This window comes from Microcella putealis, from assembly GCF_004216575.1.
Lineage (GTDB): Bacteria > Actinomycetota > Actinomycetes > Actinomycetales > Microbacteriaceae > Microcella > Microcella putealis.
The window spans coordinates 458,712-482,796 of record NZ_SGWW01000001.1; the positions used below are offsets into that span (position 1 = coordinate 458,712).

General features: G+C 69.8%; 27 protein-coding genes, 2 tRNA genes and 1 riboswitch. Of the genes, 17 read left to right on the plus strand and 12 right to left on the minus strand.

Annotation, left to right across the window (positions count from 1 at the left end; genetic code table 11):
• Positions 1-5 precede the first annotated feature (5 nt).
• On the minus strand, positions 6-497 hold the full coding sequence (locus EV141_RS02215) for a DUF6993 domain-containing protein (RefSeq protein WP_130484337.1): 492 nt from the start codon (positions 495-497) through the stop codon (positions 6-8).
• A gap of 329 nt (positions 498-826) precedes the next feature.
• On the opposite strand from EV141_RS02215, the gene EV141_RS02220 reads away from it, so the two are divergent.
• The 4 genes from EV141_RS02220 (at position 827) to EV141_RS02235 (ending at position 5,623) form a co-directional block, all read left to right on the plus strand.
• A complete protein-coding gene (locus EV141_RS02220) occupies positions 827-2,230 on the plus strand; it encodes a hypothetical protein (RefSeq protein ID WP_130484338.1) in 1,404 nt (467 codons plus the stop codon).
• Positions 2,231-2,295: 65 nt separating this feature from the next.
• On the plus strand, positions 2,296-2,685 hold the full coding sequence (locus EV141_RS02225; RefSeq protein WP_130484339.1) for a response regulator: 390 nt from the start codon (positions 2,296-2,298) through the stop codon (positions 2,683-2,685).
• Positions 2,682-4,970, plus strand: coding sequence for a PAS domain-containing hybrid sensor histidine kinase/response regulator (locus EV141_RS02230; RefSeq protein WP_130484340.1), 2,289 nt, complete (start codon positions 2,682-2,684; stop codon positions 4,968-4,970). Before EV141_RS02225 ends, EV141_RS02230 begins: the two co-directional genes overlap by 4 nt.
• Positions 4,967-5,623, plus strand: coding sequence for a response regulator (locus tag EV141_RS02235; protein ID WP_130484341.1), 657 nt, complete (start codon positions 4,967-4,969; stop codon positions 5,621-5,623). The genes EV141_RS02230 and EV141_RS02235 overlap by 4 nt, the downstream gene beginning before the upstream one ends.
• A gap of 73 nt (positions 5,624-5,696) precedes the next feature.
• Here EV141_RS02235 and ssb read toward each other — a convergent pair whose 3' ends face one another.
• From ssb to msrA, 3 genes are all read right to left on the minus strand, one after another.
• On the minus strand, positions 5,697-6,200 hold the full coding sequence (gene ssb, locus EV141_RS02240) for a single-stranded DNA-binding protein (RefSeq protein ID WP_130484342.1): 504 nt from the start codon (positions 6,198-6,200) through the stop codon (positions 5,697-5,699).
• A 178-nt stretch (positions 6,201-6,378) separates the two neighbouring features.
• Complete coding sequence (locus EV141_RS02245; RefSeq protein ID WP_130484343.1) at positions 6,379-6,594, minus strand: methyltransferase; 216 nt, start codon at positions 6,592-6,594, stop codon at positions 6,379-6,381.
• Between the two features lie 96 nt (positions 6,595-6,690).
• Positions 6,691-7,218, minus strand: a complete 528-nt coding sequence (gene msrA / locus EV141_RS02250) for a peptide-methionine (S)-S-oxide reductase MsrA (RefSeq protein WP_130484344.1) — start codon at positions 7,216-7,218, stop codon at positions 6,691-6,693.
• A 36-nt stretch (positions 7,219-7,254) separates the two neighbouring features.
• Between msrA and EV141_RS02255 the strand changes: the two genes are divergently transcribed.
• From EV141_RS02255 to EV141_RS12295, 3 genes are read left to right on the plus strand one after another with little or no spacing between them, the layout of a single operon-like run.
• Positions 7,255-8,262, plus strand: coding sequence for an aldo/keto reductase (locus EV141_RS02255; RefSeq protein WP_130484345.1), 1,008 nt, complete (start codon positions 7,255-7,257; stop codon positions 8,260-8,262).
• Positions 8,263-9,240 carry an EamA family transporter gene (locus tag EV141_RS02260; RefSeq protein WP_130484346.1) on the plus strand — a complete coding sequence of 326 codons (978 nt, stop codon included), beginning with the start codon at positions 8,263-8,265 and terminating at the stop codon, positions 9,238-9,240. It abuts the gene before it with no gap.
• 26 nt (positions 9,241-9,266) lie between these two features.
• Positions 9,267-10,160: a hypothetical protein gene (locus EV141_RS12295; protein WP_130484347.1), complete on the plus strand. Its 894-nt coding sequence runs from the start codon at positions 9,267-9,269 to the stop codon at positions 10,158-10,160.
• Between the two features lie 41 nt (positions 10,161-10,201).
• Here EV141_RS12295 and EV141_RS02270 read toward each other — a convergent pair whose 3' ends face one another.
• Together EV141_RS02270 and EV141_RS02275 are read right to left on the minus strand one after the other, a co-directional pair.
• Positions 10,202-11,623 carry a pyridoxal phosphate-dependent decarboxylase family protein gene (locus EV141_RS02270; protein ID WP_198675486.1) on the minus strand — a complete coding sequence of 474 codons (1,422 nt, stop codon included), beginning with the start codon at positions 11,621-11,623 and terminating at the stop codon, positions 10,202-10,204.
• A 114-nt stretch (positions 11,624-11,737) separates the two neighbouring features.
• A tRNA-Arg gene (locus EV141_RS02275) sits at positions 11,738-11,810 on the minus strand.
• Between the two features lie 77 nt (positions 11,811-11,887).
• On the opposite strand from EV141_RS02275, the gene EV141_RS02280 reads away from it, so the two are divergent.
• Complete coding sequence (locus EV141_RS02280; protein ID WP_130484348.1) at positions 11,888-12,556, plus strand: potassium channel family protein; 669 nt, start codon at positions 11,888-11,890, stop codon at positions 12,554-12,556.
• Here EV141_RS02280 and EV141_RS02285 read toward each other — a convergent pair.
• Complete coding sequence (locus tag EV141_RS02285) at positions 12,515-12,778, minus strand: glutaredoxin family protein (protein WP_130484349.1); 264 nt, start codon at positions 12,776-12,778, stop codon at positions 12,515-12,517. The genes EV141_RS02280 and EV141_RS02285 overlap by 42 nt on opposite strands.
• Positions 12,779-12,892: 114 nt before the next feature.
• On the opposite strand from EV141_RS02285, the gene EV141_RS02290 reads away from it, so the two are divergent.
• From EV141_RS02290 to EV141_RS02320, 7 genes are all read left to right on the plus strand, one after another.
• On the plus strand, positions 12,893-13,576 hold the full coding sequence (locus EV141_RS02290) for a GDSL-type esterase/lipase family protein (protein WP_130484350.1): 684 nt from the start codon (positions 12,893-12,895) through the stop codon (positions 13,574-13,576).
• Positions 13,573-14,214 carry an oligoribonuclease gene (orn, locus tag EV141_RS02295; RefSeq protein WP_130484351.1) on the plus strand — a complete coding sequence of 214 codons (642 nt, stop codon included), beginning with the start codon at positions 13,573-13,575 and terminating at the stop codon, positions 14,212-14,214. The genes EV141_RS02290 and orn overlap by 4 nt, the downstream gene beginning before the upstream one ends.
• A 41-nt stretch (positions 14,215-14,255) precedes the next feature.
• Positions 14,256-14,331 (plus strand) — tRNA-His (locus EV141_RS02300).
• 78 nt (positions 14,332-14,409) lie between these two features.
• Positions 14,410-14,703: an ATP-dependent Clp protease adapter ClpS gene (clpS, locus tag EV141_RS02305; RefSeq protein ID WP_130484352.1), complete on the plus strand. Its 294-nt coding sequence runs from the start codon at positions 14,410-14,412 to the stop codon at positions 14,701-14,703.
• The gene (locus EV141_RS02310) at positions 14,700-15,194 is read left to right on the plus strand and encodes a DUF2017 family protein (RefSeq protein WP_130484353.1); all 495 of its coding nucleotides are present in this window, start codon (positions 14,700-14,702) and stop codon (positions 15,192-15,194) included. The genes clpS and EV141_RS02310 overlap by 4 nt, the downstream gene beginning before the upstream one ends.
• A gap of 121 nt (positions 15,195-15,315) precedes the next feature.
• Positions 15,316-15,600, plus strand: coding sequence for a metallopeptidase family protein (locus tag EV141_RS02315; RefSeq protein WP_241969036.1), 285 nt, complete (start codon positions 15,316-15,318; stop codon positions 15,598-15,600).
• Positions 15,601-15,615: 15 nt separating this feature from the next.
• Positions 15,616-16,827, plus strand: coding sequence for a D-alanyl-D-alanine carboxypeptidase family protein (locus tag EV141_RS02320; protein WP_130484355.1), 1,212 nt, complete (start codon positions 15,616-15,618; stop codon positions 16,825-16,827).
• Here the strand turns inward: EV141_RS02320 and EV141_RS02325 are convergent.
• From EV141_RS02325 to EV141_RS02335, 3 genes are read right to left on the minus strand one after another with little or no spacing between them, the layout of a single operon-like run.
• The gene (locus tag EV141_RS02325) at positions 16,799-17,308 is read right to left on the minus strand and encodes an AAA family ATPase (protein ID WP_130484356.1); all 510 of its coding nucleotides are present in this window, start codon (positions 17,306-17,308) and stop codon (positions 16,799-16,801) included. The genes EV141_RS02320 and EV141_RS02325 overlap by 29 nt on opposite strands.
• Complete coding sequence (locus tag EV141_RS02330; protein WP_130484357.1) at positions 17,301-19,643, minus strand: ATP-binding cassette domain-containing protein; 2,343 nt, start codon at positions 19,641-19,643, stop codon at positions 17,301-17,303. Before EV141_RS02330 ends, EV141_RS02325 begins: the two co-directional genes overlap by 8 nt.
• The gene (locus EV141_RS02335) at positions 19,640-20,326 is read right to left on the minus strand and encodes an ECF transporter S component (RefSeq protein WP_130484358.1); all 687 of its coding nucleotides are present in this window, start codon (positions 20,324-20,326) and stop codon (positions 19,640-19,642) included. Before EV141_RS02335 ends, EV141_RS02330 begins: the two co-directional genes overlap by 4 nt.
• 57 nt (positions 20,327-20,383) lie before the next feature.
• A riboswitch (TPP riboswitch) is annotated at positions 20,384-20,490 on the minus strand.
• Between the two features lie 46 nt (positions 20,491-20,536).
• On the opposite strand from EV141_RS02335, the gene EV141_RS02340 reads away from it, so the two are divergent.
• Complete coding sequence (locus EV141_RS02340) at positions 20,537-21,997, plus strand: GAF domain-containing sensor histidine kinase (protein ID WP_130484359.1); 1,461 nt, start codon at positions 20,537-20,539, stop codon at positions 21,995-21,997.
• Complete coding sequence (locus EV141_RS02345) at positions 21,994-22,656, plus strand: LuxR C-terminal-related transcriptional regulator (protein ID WP_277871055.1); 663 nt, start codon at positions 21,994-21,996, stop codon at positions 22,654-22,656. Before EV141_RS02340 ends, EV141_RS02345 begins: the two co-directional genes overlap by 4 nt.
• A 28-nt stretch (positions 22,657-22,684) precedes the next feature.
• Here EV141_RS02345 and EV141_RS02350 read toward each other — a convergent pair whose 3' ends face one another.
• Together EV141_RS02350 and EV141_RS02355 are read right to left on the minus strand one after the other, a co-directional pair.
• Positions 22,685-23,557, minus strand: a complete 873-nt coding sequence (locus tag EV141_RS02350; protein ID WP_130484360.1) for a glycosyltransferase family 2 protein — start codon at positions 23,555-23,557, stop codon at positions 22,685-22,687.
• Positions 23,554-24,075 carry a GNAT family N-acetyltransferase gene (locus EV141_RS02355; protein ID WP_157985482.1) on the minus strand — a complete coding sequence of 174 codons (522 nt, stop codon included), beginning with the start codon at positions 24,073-24,075 and terminating at the stop codon, positions 23,554-23,556. Before EV141_RS02355 ends, EV141_RS02350 begins: the two co-directional genes overlap by 4 nt.
• Between the last annotated feature and the right edge of the window lie 10 nt (positions 24,076-24,085).

Sequence of the window (24,085 nt, forward strand, 5' to 3'; positions counted from 1 at the left end):
GGGGTTCAGCCTATCGAGACGTCAGCCCCCACGAGGCACCGGCCGGTGCCGAGCACGGGCGCGGTTTGGGTCACGGCCTCGGCTCCGCGCAGCTCGCCCAGGATGCACGCATCACCCACCAAAATCGCGAAACTGATGACGTCGGTGGCGTTCCCGAGCGGCGTGCGATCGGCCGTCACCTCGATCGCGTCAGCCGCGAAGCCGGCGTCGATCAGCGCCTGCGCGAGCTCGCTCGACCGCAGCCGGGCATCCTGCTCGGCGGCGCGCTGAGCGACGACGAATTGAGCGTACGGCGCGTTGTCGTCGGCAGTGCCGTCCTGCACCAGCACAGGGTCGGGCACGGGAGCCGCAGTTGGCTCGGCACTCACGGTCGGCTGCGGCGCAGCGTCGGTGGCCGTCGCGGACGGCGACGGCGCCACGGAATCGGGGCCCGTGCATCCGGCAATCGCGATCAGCGCCGCAAAAGCGAGGGCGCCGCAGGCGGCAGAGCGGGGCATGGCGTCCTTCCGGAAGGGCGGGCTGGACGAGTCTACGGCCCACATTCGGTTAACGAACGCCTCCGAGTGACACCGCTTGCACCCCGTCTGCACCCGGAGCATGATCATCACCAGGAACAGCGGACAGGCGATCGGGGGGTTGCCGGGGGGCCGCGAACCGTAACAGTCGGCTTCGTCCGTTCGGGTCGGACGTGGGTGACTGAGACAAGTCGGCCGTTCCTGGTCTCTTCGGGTGAGACCAGGAACGGCCGCTTCTCGTTACCCTGCCGAGAGCGCGCTAGCGTGAGCCTTCGGCGCCGCCCCCACCGCTCCGCGGAAGGACACACCCGATGTCGTCACTCAGCACTCGTGCAGCCCTCAGCAGCACGTGGGCGACGCACTGGCTGCTGTGGCTCGCCTTCTTCCCGCTCACCACGATGCTCGTGGTCTACCGCGAGATTCCGCTCGGGCCGCCGACCGTGGTGTGGAGCCTGGGCTCGGCCGTTGTGCAGCACCTCGCCGTCGGCGTGATCGTCATCGGTGGCGGCCTGCTGCTGCGGCGCAACCGCTACGTCTTGCCCCTGTGGATCATCACCACGCTCTGGATGCTCACCGCCCTCGTGCGCGCCGCTGTCGGCTTCGCCATCTCCGACAGCTTCTACGCCTCGACCTCGTCCTTCGTGATCGATTCCGTCGTGTGGATCGCCCTCAGCGTGTTCTGGGTACCCGTCACGGTGTTCGCCATCGCTCAGTTTGAGCAGCGCCGCATGCTCATCACGGCCCGGGACATCGCGGCCGACGACCTCGAACGCGAACGCGCAGCAGCCAGCGAAAGCACGCAGCAGCTTCAGGCTCGCCTGCTAGCGACGGTCACCGCGCAACTCTCGCCCGTGCTGCGTGACCTGGAGGAGAGCCTCAACACCGCGCGACGTCGCCTCGGCGGCGGCGCGGCCGCAGAAATCGGGATGCGCATCTCGCGACTGCACGACGAGACGGCCGATCTCGTGAGCGGCGTCGATGACGATGAGGGAGTCACCGACTCCCCCGAGCCCGCGACGCGGGCCACCTTCCGCCGCGCATTCGCGATCACGGCGGCACCGCCGGCGCGCAGCGCCACCTTCGTTGGCCTCGCAGCCCTCGTCGCCGTCGTACCCGACACCGCCCGCGTGCTCGGCATCGACGCCGCCTTATCGGCGGGGCTCGCGATCATTGTCGCCGGCACACTTCTCGCAATCGTGCCGTCTACCCTCTCGCGCCTCACAATCCCCGGCATGACCTACCTCAAGGCCATGATCATCGGGCAGAGCTTCGCCATTGCCGCGGCGACGGGGGTGCTGCTCGCCCTGGGGTCGGCGACGCTCGCGTCGACGAGCGGCTGGGGCCTCATCGTCATCACTGCGGTCGCCATCATCGCGGCCCACACGACGTACACGGCAGCCTTTATCGTTGCCGACGCGAACCGCATCGACGACGCCGCCCTCTCGCGGCTGGTCGCCGAGGCGAGCGAGCTCGCCGCACGGCGTGCCGAGCGCTCGCGGGCTGCCCGCGAGCAGATGGCCCAACTCATGCACGGGCCCATTCAGGGTCGGCTCGCGGCGTGCGTCATGGCGCTCAATTTTCACGCCGACATCGCGGGCAGCGACCCGGCACGCGCGGATGCCATGCTCAGCTCGGTGATGGACCACCTGCACGCCGTCGCGGTCGATCTCCAGCGCCTCGGAGAGCAGGCCGACATCGCCACAGATTCCCCCTGATCGGGGGGTCGCCGCAGGCCCCCCTGGGCAGTGCGCCGGGCGCTCGCGAGTCCTACACTGAGCGCATGGCTGCGCCCGAACGGCCCGCGACGATCGTCCTCGCCGACGACGACGATCTCGTGCGAGCCGTGCTGCGCATGGCACTGGCGTCTCCCTCGACGTCCATTCGCGAGGCGGCCGACTCTGCAGCCCTCGTGTCCGCTCTCGGCGAGGGCACCGTCGAACTCGTCATTCTCGACATCTCGATCCCGGGGCCGGGGCTTGCCGCCAACATCGCCGCGATCCACTCGCAGCAAGCGAATGCGCGCATCCTCGTGCTCAGCGGCGACGCGTCGGTGCCCGGCGAGTTCGTCGCCAGCATCGACGACTTCGCCCGCAAACCCATCGACCTGGCCGAGCTGCGCGACCGCGTCGGCCAGCTGCTGACGCACGCACCCACGACGGAATCGCCATGACGACCGCCCCCGACGGCCTCGACCTCCTGCGCATTGCGGGGTCGATGGCGCGCTTCGGGGGCTGGTCGGTTGACGCCGAAACCCACGAGCTCGCCCTGAGCCCGGAAGGGCGAGCCCTGCTCGAACTACCGCTGGAGGGCGCACTCGACTTCGACGCCGTCTTCGCACTGCACCCCGACGAGTGGAAGCCGATCGTCGCCGCACACCTCGAACGGTGCCTCGCCGATGGCACCCCGTTTGACCTCGAGACGCCGATGCACACGGCGCACGGCACGCTGCTCATGATCCGCACCATCGGTGAGGCCGCCTATGGCCCCGACGGCCGCATTGCCCGGGCGCAGGGCGCGGTCTGGGACATCACACCCATGGCTGACGAGCGGGCCAAGAACCGCGCCCTTGAGGAACGCCTTGAGCTCACGCTCAACACGATCTCCGACGGCGTGTTCTTCATCGACCACGACGGCCGCTTCACCGTCGCCAACGACAACGGCGCCGCCATGGTGCGGCACACGACGACCGAGCTCGTGGGCCGGCACGTGTTCGAGGTCTTCCCCGAAGCGCAGGCGACCCCGTTCGCCCGCAGCCTCGCCGAAGCGTTGAGCGGCGGCGAGCGCCTCGTCACCCGGGCCTACTACGCCCCGCTCGAGCTGACGCTGGAGGCCACGTTTTACCCGTCGGAGGACGGAGTCGCCGTCTACCTCAAAGACGTCTCGGACGACGAACGGCTGCAGGCCGAGCTTCGGCGCACCTCCGCGATTCTCGCCGAACAGGCCGCGCTCATCGAGGCATCGCGTGACGCCATGGTGGTGCGCGCGCTCGACGGGCGCATTCGACACTGGAATCGTGCGGCGGCCCAGTTGTACGGTTGGCCGGCTGCCGAGGCGATCGACCGATTCGAGCGCGAACTGCTGTATGACGAGGCAGCTGCCTACGACGCCGCCACCGAGGCGACGCTGCGGGACGACTACTGGAGCGGAGAGCTCGACCAGCGCACGCGGTCGGGTCGCGCGCTCGTCGCCGAGTGCCGGTGGCAATTGTTGCGGGATGCTGACGGCGCCCCCGAGGCGATCTTCGCCGTCATGAGCGACGTCACGGCCGACCGGAAGGCGCAAGAGGCGCGCCTGCGGGCCCAGCGCATGGAGAGCCTCGGCACCCTCGCCGGCGGAATCGCGCACGACCTCAACAACGTGCTGACGCCCATCCTGATGTCGGTTCAGCTGCTCGAACAGGGCGAAACCGACGCCGGGCGCCGCGAGATCCTCGCGACGATGGAGGGCGCGGTCAAACGCGGTGCCGACATGATTCGTCAGGTGCTGTCCTTCGCCCGAGGGGTCGACGGACGCCGGGAGACCGTGAGTGTGCCGCAGCTCGTGGACGACCTCGTGGGCTTCGCCCGCGACACCCTGCCGAAGTCGATCACCGTCGATCTCGCGCTCGACGACGCCGTCAGTGCCACCCGCGGCGACCCCACCCAGCTGCTGCAGATCCTCATCAACCTCGTCATGAACGCCAAAGACGCCATGCCCACCGGGGGCACGCTGCGTATTCGCACCACAGAGCTCGTTCTGGAAGACAGCTACTCGTCGATCAGTCACCTCGCCATGCCCGGGCGCTATGTCGCCATCGAGGTCGAAGACACGGGGCACGGCATGCCGCCCGACACGGTCGAGAAGATCTTCGAACCGTTCTTCACCACCAAGGAGGTGGGCAAAGGGACGGGACTCGGGCTCGCCACATCGCTCGCGATCGTGCGCAGCCACGGCGGCTTCATGCAGGTGTACAGCGAGCAGGGAAAGGGCACCCGGTTCACTGTTGGTCTTCCCGCGACCTCAGCGGGATCCGGAGCCGATGCCCGGCCGGCCGCCCCGGCGCCCGAGGTACCCCGGGGTCACGGCGAACTCGTGCTGGTCGTCGATGACGAGCCGAGCATTTTGCAGATCACCTGTCAGACTCTCGAACTGCACGGGTACCGCACTTTGCGGGCGACGAACGGGCGTGATGCCCTCGATGTGATGACGGCGACGCAGGGCGTCGTCGACCTCGTGTTGACCGACATGATGATGCCGGTGATGGACGGGGCAGCCTTGAGCGCGCACCTGGAGGAGCACCACCCCGAGCTGCCGGTGATCGCCGCGAGCGGTCTGAACTCGAACGGTGGCGCGGCGCGTGCTGTCGGCATGGGAGTGTCGCGGTTCTTGCCGAAGCCGTATACGACGAGCCTGTTGCTGACAACGATCCGAGACACCCTGCTGGATGCGCGTCGCGCCGGTATGGTGACGGAATGAGCGCACCCGACGCCCGATCCCTGCGCGTCGTCGTCGCCGACGATGACGCCTTCACCATTTCGCTCGTTGCGGGCGCGCTCGAGTCGTCGGGGTACAAGGTGACGACCGCCACCACCGTTGAAGCGGCGCTCACCGCGGTGGTGCAGACCGACCCCCACGCGCTGATCTCGGATCTCAATTTCGGCACAGCGCGCACCGGGGCCGACCTGCTCGCGAAAGTCGCGACCGAGTTTCCGTGGATCGGCCTCGTCGTGCTGACCTCCCACCGCTCGCCCGAGCTCGCGGTGCCGAACCCGCAGTTGATTCCGGAGAGCGTTGTCTACCTCGTGAAGTCACGCCTGGGCGCCATTGACGAGCTGCGCGACGCCGTCGAACGGGCAATCTCTGGAGCGCAGCAGACAGAAGACGGCGGCAATGACGCCGACGACGACGATGTCCCGGTGGTCACGGCAGCCCAGGCCGAGGTGCTGCGCATGCTCGCCGAGGGAGCGTCAACGAAGGCCCTCGCCGATCACCGCGGAACCTCCGTTCGGGCCGTCGAGACGATGTTGCACCGGCTCTTTGACGCCCTCGGCATCGATACGAGCGACGCCGCGAACCCGCGCGTTGCGGCCGTGCGCATGTGGCAGCGCGGCGAGATCCGGGTTCGCTGAGCCCATCCACCACCGTCCGCCCCGCCATCGATCGTTCGTGCGGGGCGTCCGGTTGTGCGGGGGTGTGCTGATCTCAGAAGGGCGCGACGGCCTCGTCGGTGACCGTGTCATCCGGAACGGAGACGAGCCGCGCATCCCCAGAATGAGGTGCGTCGTCTGCCGACGGAAACGCGTCGGAATCTGCGGGAGCCTCTGACGACTTCGCCGATGAGTCGCCCGACTTCACGGTTCGCGTGAACGTCGAGCGCCCAAAGGTGAGGTCGTGGCCGAGTGCGTCGGCGTCGATCTCGAAGCTGATTCCCTTGCCCTTCTCGCTCTCCCACTCGCGCTGACGGACGCGCCCGGTGACGATGATGCGGTCCCCCTTCCGCAGGCTGGTGGCCGCGTGCATGCCGAGCTGGCGGAAGGCGGTGATCGTGTACCAGTTGGTGTCGCCATCGATCCATGAGTTGGTGGCGCGGTCGTAGCGACGCTGATTCGACGCGAGCCGGAACGAGGTGATGGTCAGCTTCGTCTCGGTCTCGATGTGGCGCGGCTCGGTGGCGACGAGCCCGGTGACGGTGATGGTGTCGGTCATGGTGTCCTCCTGACGGTGAATGCGGAGGACGCCGGGCCGTTCGTGCCGGGAAGGCCCGGCGTCCGCGGCACACCATGGCAAGCGCGCACCCGCACCAGCGAGACGCGACGCAGACTGTCAACTCACGCGACGCCAGCGCTCGTGTGAGGGAGGACGGCGACTCCCCGTTGGCAGCGCGTCAGTGCTCGCGGAAGTCGGGGCGGTCTGCTCCCGGGCCAAGCAACGCGGTAAGCGCGCTCTTTGCGGCCTCGAGCGAGTCGAACGGGCCGCGCAGCGCATCCTCGTCGCGCAGTCGCACGGAGTAGTCGTCACCGTCGCGCAAGATCGAGCCGACGGCTCCCGACTCGGCAACGGCAACCCACGTCTGGTCGTAGTCCTTCGTGGTGTCGGTCATGGATGCTCTCCTCTCGTCCGCAAGGACGCTTCGGTGCACCCGCGACGGTACTCCGCTGCCCGGCCTCTCGGCCAGTGTTCTCAGGCGGGGCGCAGGCTAGCGGGAGCGCAGGTACGGCGCGTACGACTGCCGCACCTTGTTCACCTTCGGCAGCGCGACGGCGAGGCAGTAGCCCTGGCCGGGGTTCTTGGCGAAGAAGTCTTGGTGGTACTCCTCAGCGTCGTACCAGTAGCCGAGCGGCGAGAGCTCGGTCACGATTCCGCCGCCCCAGGTGTCGTCCGCCCGGTCGCGGGCAGCCTCGAACAGCGCGCGCTCTTCGTCATCGGTGTAGAACATCGCCGAGCGGTACTGCGTGCCCACGTCGGCGCCCTGGCGATTCAGCTGGCGCGGGTCGTGCAACGTGAAGAAGACGTCGAGAATCACGTCGGCGGGAATCACCTCGGGATCGAACACCACCTTGACCGCCTCCGCGTGGCCCGTGGTGCCCGTGCAGACCTGCTCGTAGCTCGGGTTCGGGAGGCTGCCGCCGGTGTAGCCCGAGATCACGTCGTGAACCCCATCGAGAACGCGGTAGACCGCGTCGAGACACCAGAAACAGCCGCCAGCGAGGTGAAAAGTGCGCATGCGGTCATGGTACGCAGGCAAAGCTAGAGTGACGCCATGAGCTACGTCGCTGCCCCCGATCGCTACGACCGTCTTGAGTACGCGCGATGTGGTGCGAGCGGCCTGAAACTGCCCCGCATCTCGCTCGGGCTTTGGAACAACTTCGGCGACGATCGGCCGATCGAGACCCAGCGGGCGATCATCCGCCGGGCGTTCGATCGGGGTGTCACCCACATCGACCTGGCGAACAACTACGGACCGCCGGCGGGTTCGGCCGAGACGAACTTCGGGCGCATCCTCGCCGACGATTTTCGGGCCCACCGCGACGAGCTCATCATTTCGACGAAGGCCGGTTACTACATGTGGGAGGGGCCGTACGGCGAGTGGGGCTCGCGCAAGTACCTGCTGTCGTCGCTCGACCAGAGCCTCAATCGCATGGGGCTCGAGTACGTCGACATCTTCTACTCGCACCGCCCCGACCCCGACACGCCTCTCGAAGAGACCATGGGCGCGCTCGCCACCGCCGTGTCGAGCGGCCGCGCGCTGTACGCCGGCATCTCGAACTACTCCGCCGAGCAGACCCGCGAGGCATACGACATCGCCCTCGACCTGGGGCTGCGCCTTGTCATTCACCAGCCGCGCTACAACATGTTCGACCGCTGGATCGAGGACGAGCTGCTCGATGCCCTCAGCGACACGGGCATGGGGTCGATCGTCTTCTCGCCGCTGGCGCAGGGGCTGCTGACAAACCGATACCTGAACGGTGTGCCCGAGGGATCGCGCGCCGCCGAAGGGCGCTGGATCACGCCAGAGCACATCGACGACGTGTACCTCGAGCGGGCGCACGCCCTGCAGTCCATCGCCGACGAGCGCGGGCAGAGCCTCGCGCAGCTGGCCCTGCAGTGGGTGCTGCGCAACGAGCAGGTCACCAGCGCCCTGATCGGCGCGTCGAGCGTCGCACAGCTGGACGACAACCTCGACGCCCTCAACGGCCCCGCACTCGACGACGAGACCCTGGCCCGCATCGAGCCCCTCGCGGTTCACGGCACCGGGTCCCGGCGCTAGGTGGGGTACGTCTACGCCCTGATCGCCGCAGTGCTGTTCGGGGCAAACGGCAGCGTCACGAAACTCACGATGGAGGCGGGGCTGAGCCCCGCGCAGGTCACGCAGTTTCGACTGGTCGGTACCGCGCTGATCGCCGGGGCGGTGCTGCTCATCATCGAGCGGCGAGCCTTCCGCGTGCCGAAGCAGCAGTGGCCGGTGCTCATCGTGCTCGGCATCGTGGGCGTGGCGCTGTTGCAGGCGACATACGCCGCCGCGGTGCAGCTTCTGCCGGTCGGCATCGCGCTGCTGCTCGAGTATCTCGCCGTGCTGTTTGTGGCGCTCGTCGCGTACTTCATCTTCCGTGAACCCGTGAAGGCGCGATTGTGGGTCGCCATTGTGCTGGTGCTCGCGGGCCTCGCCGTGGTCGCGCAGATTTGGTCGAGCACGCTCAACGTGGTCGGTGTGCTGCTGGCGCTTGCCGCGGCCGTCTGTCTGGCCACCTACTTCCTCGTGGGCGAGCGCCAGGTCGCAAAGACCTCGCCGCTCGCGGTGTCGTTCTGGACGATGCTGATCGCCGCCGTCTTTTGGGCGTTCGTCAGCGGCTGGTGGGAACTCGAGCCCGCGATCTTCGCGACCCCGGTCGATATCGGTGGCGTGCTCGGCGAGGCGACCGTGCCCATGGTTCTGCCCCTGCTGTGGAACGTGGTGCTGGGCTCGTTCGCCCCGTTCCTGCTGAGCCTCGCAGCCCTGCGGCACCTGCCCGCAACAGCGGCGGGCATCGTGGCCTCCAGCGAGGTGATCTTCGCATTCGCCGTCGCCTGGGTGTGGCTCGGCGAGGCGCTCGGCCCCGTGCAGATCATCGGCGCGGCCATCGTGCTCGTCGGAATCGTGCTGGCTCAAACCGCCCGCGTCGGCAAACGTGCCGTGGTCGATGCCGACCTCGCTCTCGATACCGGTCCCATTACGACGATCGCCGCCCGCGAGGCGTCCGCGGATTGACCCCTACACGGGGGTAGCCTTCCCGCATGAACTGGGGGAACGACATCATCGACTGGCTGGCCAGCGACGAGGGGCAGCAGGTGGTCGCCACGGCGATCGTGCCCGCCGTCGCCATCGTCGTCGCCGGCATCATTGCGGCGCTGATCGGCCGGGGGTCGACCAAGCGCGTCATCGCGCAGTATCAACGTGACGCGCTGACGGCCGCCGTGCAGGGCCTCGTGCTCGCTGGCCGAAAGGCCGCCAGCTGGAACGCGATCGGCACCGTCGAGCGCGTTCAGGTCGACCACCTGATCGGGGAAGCCGAGACGCGCATCCGTCTCTTGCCCGTGCCCGGCGCCGCGCTCGCCGCGAACTGGTCAGCTCACCAGCTCGAAGACATGAAGCGCAATTCGGCCGGGTTCTCCTTCCAGGCCCAGCAGACGCTCGCCGAGTATCGCGACCGCCTCATCGCGTGGAACGAGAAGCCGCGCCGCGCCAAGAAGCTGTTCGGTGCCGACCTCGAGCGCTGGAAGTACGAAGCCGACCCCGACGAGCAGCGACTCGTCGCTGAGCAGGTCGAGTGGGAGACCGCCCGCGTGAACTCCGACCACGAGCGCAGCGTCGGCACGCCCGCCGCGGCTCAGGATGCGCGCCCCGCGCCGTCCGCGCCGGCGCCGGCTCCGCAGTCCCCGGCCGCCGCGTCTCCGGCATCCGCCCCGGCGCCCGCCGCGGCTCCCGCCCTCGCGCCCGCCGCCTACGCTCCGCCCCCTGCGGTCGCGCCGCCCACCGTCGCGCCCGCTACGGTCGTCGCGCCGGTTGCGGCGCCGCCGTCGACGCCGGCGAGCCCCTCGACGGATGCGGAGGCGAGCAGCGAGGACGCTCCGGAACCGAAGTCGGCCTCGAGCGTGCGCGAACGCACCCAGCCCGACCCCGAGATCTGAGCCCTGACGCCCTCAGCGCTGACCCTCTCAGCACTGACCCGCTAAGCGCCGAGTGCCGCCTCCCCCGCGAGCACGCGCTCGTAGGCGCGGCGTGACCACATCGACACGTGGTGGTGCATTTCGGGGATCAAGGGCTCGTGCTCGGGCTTCATCAGCACGCTGCGCATGATGCGGGCGGTGGGCGCGTCGTCCTCGATCGCGATGCCGCGCATCCGGAGCTGTTCAGGTTTCACGACGTACGTCGCGAGATGCGTTTGCTGCGGACGCGCCGGAGCCGCCGCCATCTCGAAGATGGCGTGTGACACCTCGTCGAGCTGACGCATGGTCTGAACCCGTGGCAGGTAGGTGATGATGTCGGTCTCGGGTCGCTGGTACGGCTGCAGGATGTCGCTCTCGCTGATCAGCCCGTGCCAGGCCTGGGCTGCGCGGTAACCGGGGGCGATGATGGCGCCGAGGCCCGACATGGTGAGCGGGAAGACCTTCAGTGTCGCCCAGAGCGCCGCGGCGGAGGCTCCCCCGCGCGAACACTCGAGCTGGATCTCGCCGAAGTGGCGCTCAGTCGACGCGAAGTACGTGTACGGCGACTCGTGGTGGTAGAAGCGCAGAATCGACTGGTCGGGAAAGAGCACCGCGCCGCAGCCATAGGGCTGCAGACCGTGCTTGTGCGGGTCGACGACGACACTGTCGGACTGCGCGATTGCCGCGTAGTGCCGCGCCGTCTCGGGGGCAAGCTCGCCCTGCAGGATCGTGAAGAAACCGCCGTACGCCGCGTCGACGTGCACGCGCGCGCCGTACTGGCGGGCGAGGGGGATGATGTCGGCGAGCGGGTCGACGGCGCCAAGCCCCGTCGTTCCGAGCGTGGCGACGACGGCGCCGATCTCGCGCGTGCGCAAGACCTCCTCGAGCGCGTCGAGCGACATGCGGCCGTCGGCCTCGGTCGGGATGCTCACCGTCTCGATGCCGAGCACCTCGCCCATGCGCGAGTGCGTGTAGTGCGAGTCGGCGCTGTGCGCGATCGCCGCCCCCGGCCGAATCTCGCGGCAGATCCAGAGCGCCTCAAGGTTCGCGGTCGTGCCGCTCCAGGTGAGGTGGCCCATGTAGTCCTCGCCGAGGCCAAACATGGCGGCGAGCTGGTCGAGCACCTCGTGTTCCATCTGCGTCGTCGCGCGGCTCGCGTCAATCGAGTGGTTGTTCGGATTGATCTGCATCGTCGCGAGGTAGGCGGCCATCGCGACCGGGTGCGGAGGCTTCAGCATCTGGCCCGCATACTGCGGGTGAAAGTACGGAAAGTCGGCGTCGAGCCGCTCGATCAGCTCACCGAGCACCGACTCAACCTGCTGCGGGTCGACGTGCGTCGCCTCGTGCGACTGCCAGTCGCCGTATGTCGCCTTCAGATCGTCGATGCCAGTGATGACCTGGGGGGCGAGTTCGGCCAGAGACATGGCGCGTTTGCGTGACGACACACCGCACTCCTTCGTGTGGATGAACGGGGCGCGGTCGACGGGTCAGTCGCGGCCCCGGGTGGTTGCGATGGAGTCTAGCGAGTGTCGTTAGGGGCCGTACGAGATTCGCTGTCGCGCCCTCGGCAGGAATCGAACCTGCGACCAAGAGATTAGAAGGCTCCTGCTCTATCCGCTGAGCTACGAGGGCTAGTCGTTCGGGTCTCAAGGCTACCGGAGCGGCGCGCCCCGCCCCGGGGTGCGCGACGCTTCCGTACCGCGGCGCGTATGACCTACGAACGCTGGTCTCGCCTCGCTGAATGGCCCATCGCGGCCGCCGCTCTCGTCTTTCTCGGCGTCTACGCCTTCCTCGTCATCGCTGAGCCGACGGGCGCGACGCTCATCGCCATCGATGTCGCCCTGCTCGTGTTGTGGGCGGTGTTCGCCGTCGACTACGTGATGCGGTTGCTCCTGGCACGCCCGCGGGGGCGGTGGTTCGTGCGCAACATTCCGCTCCTGCTGATGGTCTTGCTGCCGTTCTTCCGCTCGCTGTATCTGCTGCGGCTCATCACGGTGTTGCGGGTGCTGCGCGCGGCGACCGGCGCGGCCTTCCGCGGGCGCGTGGCGATCTATGTCTCTGTGTCTGCGGTGATCATCGTGGTGATCGGAGCGCTCGGGGTGCTCGACGCCGAGCAGAATGCGCCGGGAGCACTCATCACGTCTTTCCCCGATGCGGTGTGGTGGGCGCTCGTGACCATCACAACCGTCGGTTATGGAGACCTGTACCCGGTGACGGGCCTCGGCCGGACGATCGCCACCGGCATGATGGTCGCCGGTATCGCCCTGGTGGGGTCTGTCACCGCGACATTCGCGTCGTGGTTTGTCGAGCAAGCGGGCAAGAAGCCCGCGTCGGCGTCAGTCGGCGACGCCCGCGAGGGCGGTCAGCAGGCGCGGTAGCGTCGGCACCCCCTCGGCTCGCAGGTACTCGCCGCCGTCGGCGTCATAGATCACCGTGGTCGGGGTGGAGCGGATGCCGAGCTCGGCCGCGCGCTGCTGGTGCGCCGCCACATCGCGTTCGTCGACCTCGAGGGCGGGCACGAGCCGCTGCGCTTCGGCGACCACCTCGCGGGCGCGATGGCACGGGTCACAGAAGGCGGAGGTGTAGAGCTCGAGTCGCACCCCCTCATCGTAGGGCGGCCCGTTTCGCGAACGCCGGGTGAATAGTGCGTGACGGAACCCCAGAAGCTGCGAAAAACGCACCAAGCGCTCGCCCACGCCCTCCACACTGGCCGCGTGAAGGTGTGGATGCGCGTGCGCGCTCTCGGCGACTCCGCCAGCGTCATGCGGCGCGACGACGCGGCGCTGCCGCCGCGCGACGAGCAGTTGACGTGGGTCGATCGCGTCGCGGACGCACTGGACGCTGTCTCGCCGAGCCGCGCATCCGGAGCTCATTCTGCGGAAAATCGACGCAGCGCCTGCGTGCGCTCGTTCGCCCGAGAGGGCGCGCGTGTCGCCGATGTCGTCGAGCGGCAGGTTCCCCTCGCACTGGCCGACCAGGCCGACCTCGTCTTCATCATGGCGGGCACTCACGAACTGTTGGCCGGCCGCTCGTCGCCCGAGACCCTCGCCGACCGCGTCGACGCCTCGGTTGCCGAGTTGCGCGGCGCCGGAAGCGACGTGGTGCTCATCTCGACCCTGGCCACGTCGTCGGCCCTCGTTCCCCGGCGCCGCCTCGAAGGCAGCGCCGAGTTCACCTCCGAGCTGTGGTGGATCGCCCGCGCCCGCGGCGCCACCGTCGTCGACGCGTGGAGCATTCCGGATGTCCGCGCCCGCCCGCTCGGTGCGGTCGAGCGCGTCACCCTCGACGCGGCGGGGCACAGGATGCTCGCCCGGCGCGTCATCGAGGCGCTCGGCGTGCCGTACCGCGACGGGCTGCTCCCACCCGTGTCGGAGGCCGCCAGTAGACTGCCCGGGTGAGTGCAGCCAACGACCGTCTCGTCTGGATCGATTGCGAGATGACGGGGCTCGACCTGTCTGTCGATGAACTCGTCGAAGTCGCGGTGGTAATCACCGACTACGAGCTTGAGCCCGTGCACCCCGGCTTTTCGATCGTCATCGCGCCAAGCCCCACCGCGCTGGCCAATATGGGCGACTTCGTGCGCGAGATGCACGAGACCTCCGGGCTGCTCGACGAGCTGGCGCTGGGCGCTGAGCTCGCCGACGCCGAAAAGGCGGTGCTCGACTACATCGTCGAGCACGTGCCGACGGCGGGCAGCGCCCCGCTCGCGGGCAACACGATCGGCACCGATCGGGCCTTCCTGCAGCGATTCATGCCGTCGGTCGACGCCCACCTGCACTACCGATCCGTCGACGTGTCGTCGATCAAAGAGCTGTCGCGCCGATGGTTTCCCCGGGTGTACTTCAACGCTCCGGCGAAGCACGGCGGGCACCGCGCGCTTGCCGACATCCTCGAGTCGATTCGCGAACTCGCCTACTACCGGCAGGCCGCATTCGTCGCCGACCCGGGCCCCAGCTCTGACGAGGCGCAGGCCACCGCGGCCACCGTCGTCGAGGCCTGGGCCGAGCGACTGCCCGTGGTGCGCAGCGAGCACTAGCCTGTACTACCATTGACCGGTCGCACCTGGTGCGGCACACGGTGGGTATAGCTCAGTCGGTAGAGCGCCTGGTTGTGGTCCAGGAGGTCGCGGGTTCAAGCCCCGTTACTCACCCCAAGATGAAGGCCCCGCGGGTTCCGCGGGGCCTTTACTTCTCTCCGGAGGCGCCGCACACGCGTGAGGAACAATGGAAGCATGACCACCGCTCCGACCCTCGACGCCTCGCGCGTCGAGCTTCCGCTGCACGCGGCCGAAGTGCCGTGGCGCACCGTCGTCTGGAACGACCCGGTCAACCTCATGAGCTACGTCTCGTGGGTCTTTCGCCGACACTTCGGTTTCGACCAGCCGACCGCCGAGCGCCTCATGATGCAGGTGCACACCGACGGCCGCGCCGTGCTCGCCGAGGGCAACCGCGAGCAGATGGAACGCCACGTCGAGGCGATGCACGAGTACGGCCTCTGGGCCACCGTCGAAAAGGTCGAACGATGAGGGGTTTCGTCGCCGAGGGCGAGCGGTACCGGGCGATTCTCGAACCGGCCGAAGCGCGCATCCTCATCTCGCTCGGAGAGCAGCTGTCGCAGCTGTACGCCGACGGGCTCGCCGGCGACCCTCTCGCCGAGCAGGCGCTCACCCGCGTGCTGCCTGACGCGTACCGCGACGATGAGGAGGCGGCCGCCGAGTGGCGCGAGCTGAGCCGACGAGGGCTGATCGAGCGAAAGGCCGGTTTCGCGGCCGCGTTCACCGAGCCGCTTCGGGCCGTCGCGGACTCCACGACGCCGACGGCGGTCACGCTCACCGAGGGCGGGGCGATCGACTGGATGCGCGCGATCGGCGATCTGCGCCTGATCCTCGCCGAGCGGCTCGGCATCGTCGTCGACGGCGACGAGGGCCAGGGTGGGCCCGAGGGCGCCGCCGAGTTGTATGCGTGGCTGGCGTGGATGCAGGACGACCTGGTTCGGGTGCTTGATGCTCCCCGATGACCCGGATGCGCATCCGCCCGAATCGGACGACGAACGCACCGAGAGCGGTGCGGCTTTGTCGCTGACCGAGGAGGAGTTCGAGCGTCTCGTCGTTGACGAGCTCGACGCGCTGCCCGATGAAATGGTGGAGGGCCTCGACAACGTCATCTTCGTGACCGAGGCGCGGCCGGAGGACGGATCGCTCGACCTCCTCGGCCTGTACGAGGGGGTGGCGTTGACCGACCGCGGGCAGTACGGATTCGGTGAGTTACCCGACCGCATCATCCTGTACCGCGAGCCGCTCATCGCACACGCGGGTGGCGAGCTCGACGAGTTGCGCGAGCAAATCCACATCACGCTGGTACACGAGATCGCGCATTTTTATGGAATCGATGACGAGGAGCTCCATCGCCTCGGATGGGGATGAACTAGCCTCGCTGGCATGGGGGCTGGACGACGCATTGCACGCACCATCAGCGCGCTGACCGCGCTCGCCGTCGCAGGCGGGGCCGTCTACGCAGCAGCCGCGCTGTTGAGCCCGATTCCGACGCTCGAGGTTGTCGAGCGCGAGGTCGACGGCGGGGCGAACGCGGCGGCGGTGCTTCCGCTGCCGGAGGTCGGCGCCTCGGCGGTCGTACTGCCGACCGGAAGCCCCGTTGTGGCGGGCGACGAGGCGGCGCGGCCCATCGGCGGCACGGCACGGCTGATCTTGGCGCACGTCGTGCTCGACCGAGAGCCGCTCGAACTCGGACGCACCGGCCCCGCGCTCACCATGACCGCAGCTGAGGTGACGCGCACGCGGGAGATCGCCGAGGCGGGGGTACGCAGCGTGCCCGTCTTCGTCGGCGAGCCGTGGACCCGCCGCGACCTGCTGATCGCGACGCTGCTCGGCTCGGGCAATAACCTCGCCGAGTTCCTCGCGATCGACGTGTTCGGCGACCTCGAGAGCTACCGCGCGGCGGCCACCGCCTGGCTTGACGAGAACGGTATGCCGTCGACGATCATCGCCGACGTGGGGGGCCTCGACCCCGCCACGACGTCGACCGCCGCCGACCTCGCCCAGCTCGCGCAACTGACCGCCCAGCAGCCCGTCATCGCCGACATCTACGCCACGCGCCCGTCGACGGTGTCGACCGGCGCCAGCTTCAGTGACACGACGCAGTTCGTGCCCGAAATCGGCGTGAACGGCTACGTCAACACCTACACCGACGAGGCGGGCGTCTGCATTTTGACCTCGATCGAGGTCGCCGGCACGACGGCCACAATCGCCCTATACGGGCAGCCGAGCTACCCCGCCGCCGAGGAGGCGCTGCGGGCCGTCGTCACCTCGCTGAGCGAGAACCTCGCCGAGACGACGATCGTGAGCGAGGGAACCGTCGTCGCCGAATACCGCGCCGACTGGGGTCAGAGCGCGACGATCGTCGCCACGGAGGCGGTCACGACGACCAGCCTCACCGGTAGCGACCTCGCCGTCGCGTTCGAGATCGACGACCGCCGCACCGTGCTGCGGGGCACCACCGTCGGGCGCATGGTGGTCGACACCGGCGATGGCCCCATCACGGTGATCCTCGAGGCCGCCCAGTCGATCAGCGAGCCGGGAATCGGGTGGCGTTTCGCCGACCCGTTCACCGTGTTCGACCGCTGGAACCGCTGAGAATCTCGTCGGCGAGTGCGCGCGGCCGGTGCAGGCGCGCGTGCCACTCCTCCTGACGCGCCCAGCGCTCCCACTCGCGGGCGAAGCTGTCGCCGTCGCGATCGATCGCGCGGCGGCGCCGCTCGGCGTCGTCGAGCTCGACCCAGAGGGCGCGATCGGCGAGGTGACGGGCCTCGGGGCCGATGGCACCGCATCCTTCGATCACGAGCGGGAGGGTCGCGTCGACCGTGACCCACTCCCCCGCGGATGCGGTGGTCCAGTTCCAGCGGCGGTAACCGGCGGCGCGTCCGGCGGCGCGCGGCCGCAGCAGGTGCACGAGCACGTGCTGCTCGGCGGCCTCGAGCCCATCCCACCCGGGGTAGATGTCGTCGAGGCTGACGAGCGTCGCGCCCTCGCGGGTGGCCAGCTCGCGGGCGAGCGTCGTCTTGCCGGCCCCCGAGCGACCGTCGACGAGGAAGACGGGCGCGGGTCGTTTAGGCACCGGACCACCGGAGGGCGAGGATGCTGTTCCACTGGCCGGTGAGGACGGCCGCGATCGTCGCCACCACCGCCACCGCGATGGCGACCACCACGACGGCCGTGTCGATGCCGCGCCAGTGCGCGGGGCGCGTCCAGGTGCGCCGCACCGGCGCGCCGAACCCGCGGGCCTCCATCGCGATGGCGAGCGACGAGCCGCGGCGAATCGCGAGCACAAAGAGTGCGAGCGCGAGCCGCGGCAGGCGCCGGAGGCGCGAGCCGTCGCCGAGCCCGCGGGCGCGCCTGGCCCGTTCGAGCATCCGCATGTCGTGGCCCAACAGCGTCACCATGCGCAGCGCCGCCACGGCGCCGAGCACGAAGCGCGCGGGCAGGCGCAGCGTCTGCGCGAGCGCGTCGCCGAAGCGTGTGACGTCGACCCGGGCGAAGAGCGCCACGGCGGGAATGCCGATCGCGAGCACCCGCAGCACCGTGGCGATGGCGAGCTCGATTGACCCGTCACTGATGCGCACAAACAGCCACTCGGCATAGACGCGACCGCTCTCCTGCCCGTAGAGCAGGATCGTGAGGCCTGACAGCGGGGCGGCGATCCAGACGGGGGCGGTGCGGCGAATCAGGGTGCGGGCATCGACTCCGAGGGCGGGAAGCAGCGCGAGCTGCAGGGCGAGGGCAACCGCGGCCGAGACGATGTCGATCGTCGCGACGAGGATCAGTGCAGGGAGGAGGCCAGCCGCGAGGGCCGCGACCGGGTTGAGTCGGTCGAGCAGCGGGGTGCGGCGGGCAGCGGGTGCGTGGGGCCGCGGCGACGGCACGGCAGCGGCAGCAACGGCGGCGGGAGGGTGGTGCAGCGCCGTCGGCGTCGGCGCGGCGGGCGCTGCCGACGGGGCGGTCGTGAGGGCCACCTCGCGCGCTCCGAGCGCGCGAATCAGCTCTCGGTCGTGGGTGACGATGATCGCCGCTCCCCCGCGGTCGCGGTGCTCGGCGATGAGCGCAGCAAGTTCGCCCCAGGTGGTGCGGTCTTGGCCGAAGCTCGGCTCGTCGAGAATCAGCACCTCGGGCGCGGCGGCCAGCGCTGTTGCGACCGAGAGGCGCCGCTTTTCGCCGCCGCTCAGCCGGTACGGGCTGGTGCCGCCGCGGCGGGTAAGCCCGAGGCGCTCCAAGAGCGCGTCGGGCACGCCGTCGGCGGCGCCGTGGGCGAGCTCGTCGCGCACGGTGGCGGCCACGAACTGGTGCTCGGGGTTCTGAAACACCACGCCGATGCGGCGCGACAGCTCGAGCGAGCTGAGCGCCGCCGGGTCGGCGCCGTCGGCCAGGCGCAGCTCGCCGTCGACGCGGGGCACGAGGCCCGCCAGCGTCAGGGCGAGGGTCGATTTGCCCACGCCGTTGGGCCCGGTGAGCGCGACGACGTCGCCGGCGTGCAGCTCGAGGTCGATGTCGCGCACGACCGGCTCGGCGCCGGCGGGCGCCGCCGCCACGCCGCGAGCGCTCAGCAGGGGGGCGGATGCGCGCCGCGGCTCGCCGTGACCGCCGTCTGCCGCGCGCGGCGCCGGCCACGCCGGCGGAAACCCGGGCACCCACACGCCGCGCGCCGCCAGCGCCGCGCCCTCCTGAGCGAGCACGCCGTGCGCGGGACCGTCGGCGATGACTCGCCCGCGATCGAGCACGATCACGCGCTCGATGTGCGGCAACCAGACGTCGACCCGGTGCTCGATCACGACGAGCGTGAGCTGCCGCCGCTCGACCGCCGCGATGACCGCGGTCACGATGTCGCCCACGCCCGCGGGGTCGAGCTGCGCGGTGGGCTCGTCGAGCAGCAGGGCGCCCGGTTCGAGGGCGAGCACGCCGGCAAGGGCGAGCCGCTGCTGCTGCCCGCCCGACAACTGCGTGGTCGCGTGCTCGGGAGCGATGGCGAGCCCCACGCGGCCGAGCGCGCCGTCAAGGCGCTGCTCGATGTCCGCGACCGGCACGCCGAGGTTTTCGGGGCCGAAGGCGAGGTCGTCGCCGGCGCGCTCGAGAACGAGACCCGCCTCGGGGTCTTGCAGCAGCAGAGCGACGCGACCCCGGGCATCCGGTGCATCGCGATCGTCGACGACGAAACGGCCGACAAGCTCGCCGTCGTCCTCATCGCCGAGCAGGCCCGCGAAGCCCTGCAGCAGGGTCGACTTGCCGCTGCCCGATGCGCCGAGCACGAGCACGCGCTCGCCGGGCGTGATCGCGATGTCGATGTCGGCGAGCACGGGGGCGCGGCGGCCCCGCGGGCGCCAGCTAATGCTGTGCGCCGCGAGGGCCGCCGCCCCGCCGGTGGTGAGCGTGGTGCGGCCCGCGTCGCGGGCGTCGGTCACCGCGCGGCTGCGCCGTCGGGGGCGTTGGCCGACTCTGGCTCGTCGTCGTACGCGCCGTCGCCGCGTTCACGACCCGCCGCGAAGCGATCGAGGGCCCCGGTCTTCGCGAGAGCTCGCACCGCGAGCCACGAGAAGAGCCCGGCAATGATCGCGCCGGAGGCGATGCCCGAGATCGCATAGACCGTGGCGAACAGCGCGCCCGCCCCGGCGTACCAGAGCGTCAGGTCGAGAACAACCATGGCGACGCCCGCGCCGGCACCGGCCGCCATCGCCGCGCCCACGCCCCACGAAGCGTACAAGAACAGCGCGAAGATGAGCTCAGCGCCGAGACCCTGAATGGCGCCCGACAGCAGCGTGAGCGGCCCCCACTCGTTGCCGAACAGCGCCGACACGGTCGCGGCGACCATCTCGCCGTAGATGGCGGCACCCGGCTTGCGCACGATCAGCGCCGTGATGACGCCGCCGATCAGCCATACGCCGTGCACGCTGCCCTGAACGCCGGGCAGCAGCACCTCAAGAAGGTCGCGAACAGGGCTCGACGTGAGGTTCCAGGCGAAGAAGACGAGGCCCACGGCCACGCCGACAACGCTCGCCACGACGATGTCGACCACGCGCCAACGAAGGCGCCCCGGCCGGCGACGCTGCGCGTCAGTTGCACTCGATGAAACAGATGAAGCGGTCATTTTTCGTGCCTTTCGGTGGGGGCACGCGCGTCACGCGCGCGCCGTTCTCGTAACGGCACGGGTGCGAGATGTCCTCCCTGCGCCGGCATGACCCGGATCAGGTTCGACGGTCGAAGCCCGGTGGCTTCCTCTCAGCCCCCTGCGGGGCTCCCGTGTACACCAACCAGTGTACGCCTGCCGCGGACGAACGCCCGTCAGTAGACTCGCGGAATGCCGGGCACTGTGAAGGCGAGCGCAGAGATCGAGTCGCTCGTGCAGCGCGTGCTCGACGATGCCGACGGCGCCGACGAGGGCCGGCACCGCGTCAGCCTGCTGATCTCTGCGGTGCAGGCCGTCACCCGCGACCTCGACCTCGAAATCGCCCTGCAGCGCATCGTCGAGGCCGCTCGGCAGCTCACGCGGGCGCGCTACGGCGCGCTCGGCGTGATCGGCCCCGACGGTCGGCTTGAGCGCTTTCTGCACGCGGGCTTCGACGACGAGACGGTGAGGATGCTCGGTGCACCCCCCTCGGGACGCGGCATTCTCGGGGCGGTCATCTCTGACGACGCCCCCATCCGCCTGCCGCGTCTGTCGGCCGACGCGCGCTCGGTCGGGTTCCCGGCGCACCACCCGCCGATGGACTCGTTTCTCGGCGTTCCGATTCACGTCGACGGTGCCGCCTTCGGCAACCTGTACCTCACCGAGCGTGAGGCTGGGCCCTTCGACGACCTCGACCAGAGCGTCATCGCGAGCCTCGCGGCGATGGCCGGCACCGCGATCGCGAACTCGCGCAGATACGCCCGATCGGAGCGGTCCCGCGTCTGGCTCGAAGCGGCCGAAGAGGTCTCGCGGCGGTTGCTCGCGGGCGAGCTCTCGCCCGACGACGGTGACGGCATTGTGGAGGCCGGCCGAGCGCTCAGCGGCGCCGACGCCGGGGCTCTGCTGTACGACCGCAGCACCGATCGCCTTGTCGTCGGCCCGCACGAGGCGCGCAGCGACGAGTCGGAAGACGAGTTCCTGACCCGATTCGCCGACAGCGTGACCATCGCGCGAGAACTCGCCAAAGCCCGAGCCGACGAGCAGCGCATCGCCCTCACGGACGAGCGCGACCGCATCGCCCGCGACCTGCACGACCACGTTATCCAGAGCCTGTTCGCCATCGGGCTCGGCCTGCAGAGCGTCGTAGGCGACCCCACAACCCCGACCGGCGCGAAGATCGCCTCGCAGGTCGACGCGATCGATTCGACCATTCGGCAGATCCGACAGGCGATTTACCGCCTCTCGGCTCCCCCCTCGGCTGAGAGCTACAGCCTGCGCGCGCGCATCACCACGCTGGTGCGCGAACTACTCGGCGACGAGTCGCTCGACTCGGGGCTGGAGTTCGCGGGCCCCGTTGACACGCTGGTCGATTCCGAGCTGGGCGACGATGTCGTCGCGGTCGTGCGCGAGGCGCTCGCCAACACCGTGCGGCACGCCGACGCCCGCCGCGTCGATATCGCGATCGCGGTGCGCGGGGCCGAGGTGAGCATCCGCGTCGCCGACGACGGGCGGGGGCTCGGCGACACGAGCCGCCGATCGGGCCTCGATAACCTGCGTGCGCGCGCCGCCGAGCGCGGCGGCACGTTCACGGTGCGGGATGCGGACGGCGGCGGAACCGTGCTCGACTGGCGCGTACCGTGGGGAACCTCATGACGACGCTGATACGGGTCTTCCTGCTCGACGACCACGAGATTGTGCGCCGGGGCCTCGCCGACCTGCTCGCCGCCGAAGACGGCGTCGAGGTGGTCGGCGACGCGGGGCGCGCCGAGGGCGCTGCCGAGGCGATCCTGGCGAGCGGCGCGACCGTTGCCGTGCTTGACGGCCGCCTGCCCGACGGCAGTGGCATCGACGTCTGCCGCGACGTGAAGTCGGCCGACCCCAGCGTCGGCTGCCTGATTCTCACCTCGTACGATGACGACGAAGCCGTCTTCGCCGCGGTGCTCGCGGGCGCCGACGGGTACCTGCTGAAAGAGGTGCGGGCCACGAACCTCGTCGCCGGCATTCGGGCCGTCGCCGCCGGCCAGTCGCTGCTCGACCCCGCCGTGGTCGAGCGAGTGACCGCGCGGGTGCGCGAGGCGGCGAGCGCCACCACCCCGCTCGACGGGCTCACGCCGCGGGAAACCGAGATTTTGACCCTCATCGCCGAGGGGCTGTCGAACCGTGAGATCGGGGCGCGGCTGTTCCTCGCCGAGAAGACGGTAAAGAACTACGTGAGCGGAATCCTGGCGAAGCTCGGCATGCAGCGTCGTACGCAGGCGGCGGTACTGGCCGCCGAGTGGCTACCCAAACGCGGCGACGCGAACACGCGCTGACCGCGGAGCCGCGCGGTCGCCGGCCCCGTCAGCGACGGGGGCCGAGCGCGGGCGGGCGGCGTGCATCCCACTCGCCCTGCCCCCAGCGCACGCCCTTCGCGATGGGGTACACCGCGAGAAAGACCCAGGCGGGCGCGCGCAGTCGACGGTTGCGCACGCCGTGGTGCGTGTAGGTGCGGTCGAAGCGGCCGACGTAGCTGTAGTAGTCGCGGGGGCTGTCGTCGATGCGCCTCGCCGACATGCCCGCGACCATGCTCGGCACATATCGGGCGATGAGCCCGGCGTCGTAGAGGTGCACCGAGATGTCGATGTCTTCGTGAAAGAGATCGGCCTCGTCGCGGCACACCTCGTCGCGAATGCGCCGCCACGCGGTGGCGCGAATCGCCATGTTGCTGCCGAAGACGAAGTGGTATTCACGCGCCAGGCGCAGAATGGCGCGGCGCAGGGTGTCGTCGGCCTTCAGCCCGAAGCGGCGCAGCGGCATGTCGTAGTAGAGCACCGGGCCGGTCGCCGCGGCGACGTCGGGGTCGAGGAACGCTTTTTGGACCTCTTCGACCCAGTTGGGTTCGAGCACGCTGTCGGCGTCGATGCGGCCGAGCACCTCGCCGGTGGCGGCGTCGAGGCCGACGTTGCGGGTGGGCACGAGGCCTTGCTCGTCAAACTGCGGCAGGTAGATGATGGGCGCATCAGGATGCTGTGCCTGCAGCTCGGCGACGATCTCAGCGGTGCGATCGGTCGAGCGGTTGTCGACGACGATGATCTCGTGCGCCGGTACCGTCTGCGCGATCGCGGCCTGCACGCACGGCTCGATCGTCGACTCTTCGTTGTATGCCGGGATGACGATCGAGACGCGGGGGCGACCCGCGGTGGTCGGATCGCCGTCGGGACGCGGCTCGCTCATCGCGATGCGGGCGCGGCGAGGAGTGCCACGGTGACGCTGCCGCCCTTCGTCGCCTGCGAGCCGAGGCGTTCGAAGCCGAGCCGCTCGTGAAAGGCGAGGGACCCGGGGTTCGGCGGGTCGAGGTTGACCTCGCACGTCACCTCGGGAAGCCCGAGGCGCTCGGCCTCGGCGAACACCGCGGCATACAGTGCCTGGCCGAGGCGGTTGCCGCGCTCCGACTCGGCGATCACGATGCGATCGACGTACAGGCTCGGCGTCTCGCGCGCCGAGAAGAACGCGTAGTTCTCGCTCGCGTAGTCGGCGCCGGGCGCGAGGGCGATGACGAAGCCGACGAGGACGCCGCCGCGCTCCAACCCCACGGGCAGGGCCGCAATCTCGATGAGTCGGGCAATGTCATCGGGAGGCGTCACGGGTACCGCGGGCGCTGCCGCGTCGTTCAGCGGCGCAAGCGCTGCCGCATCGGCGGCCACCAGCGTACGCAGCGTCACACCATCGGGCAGGTTCGGGGGCGTCGACACCGGCGGGTCC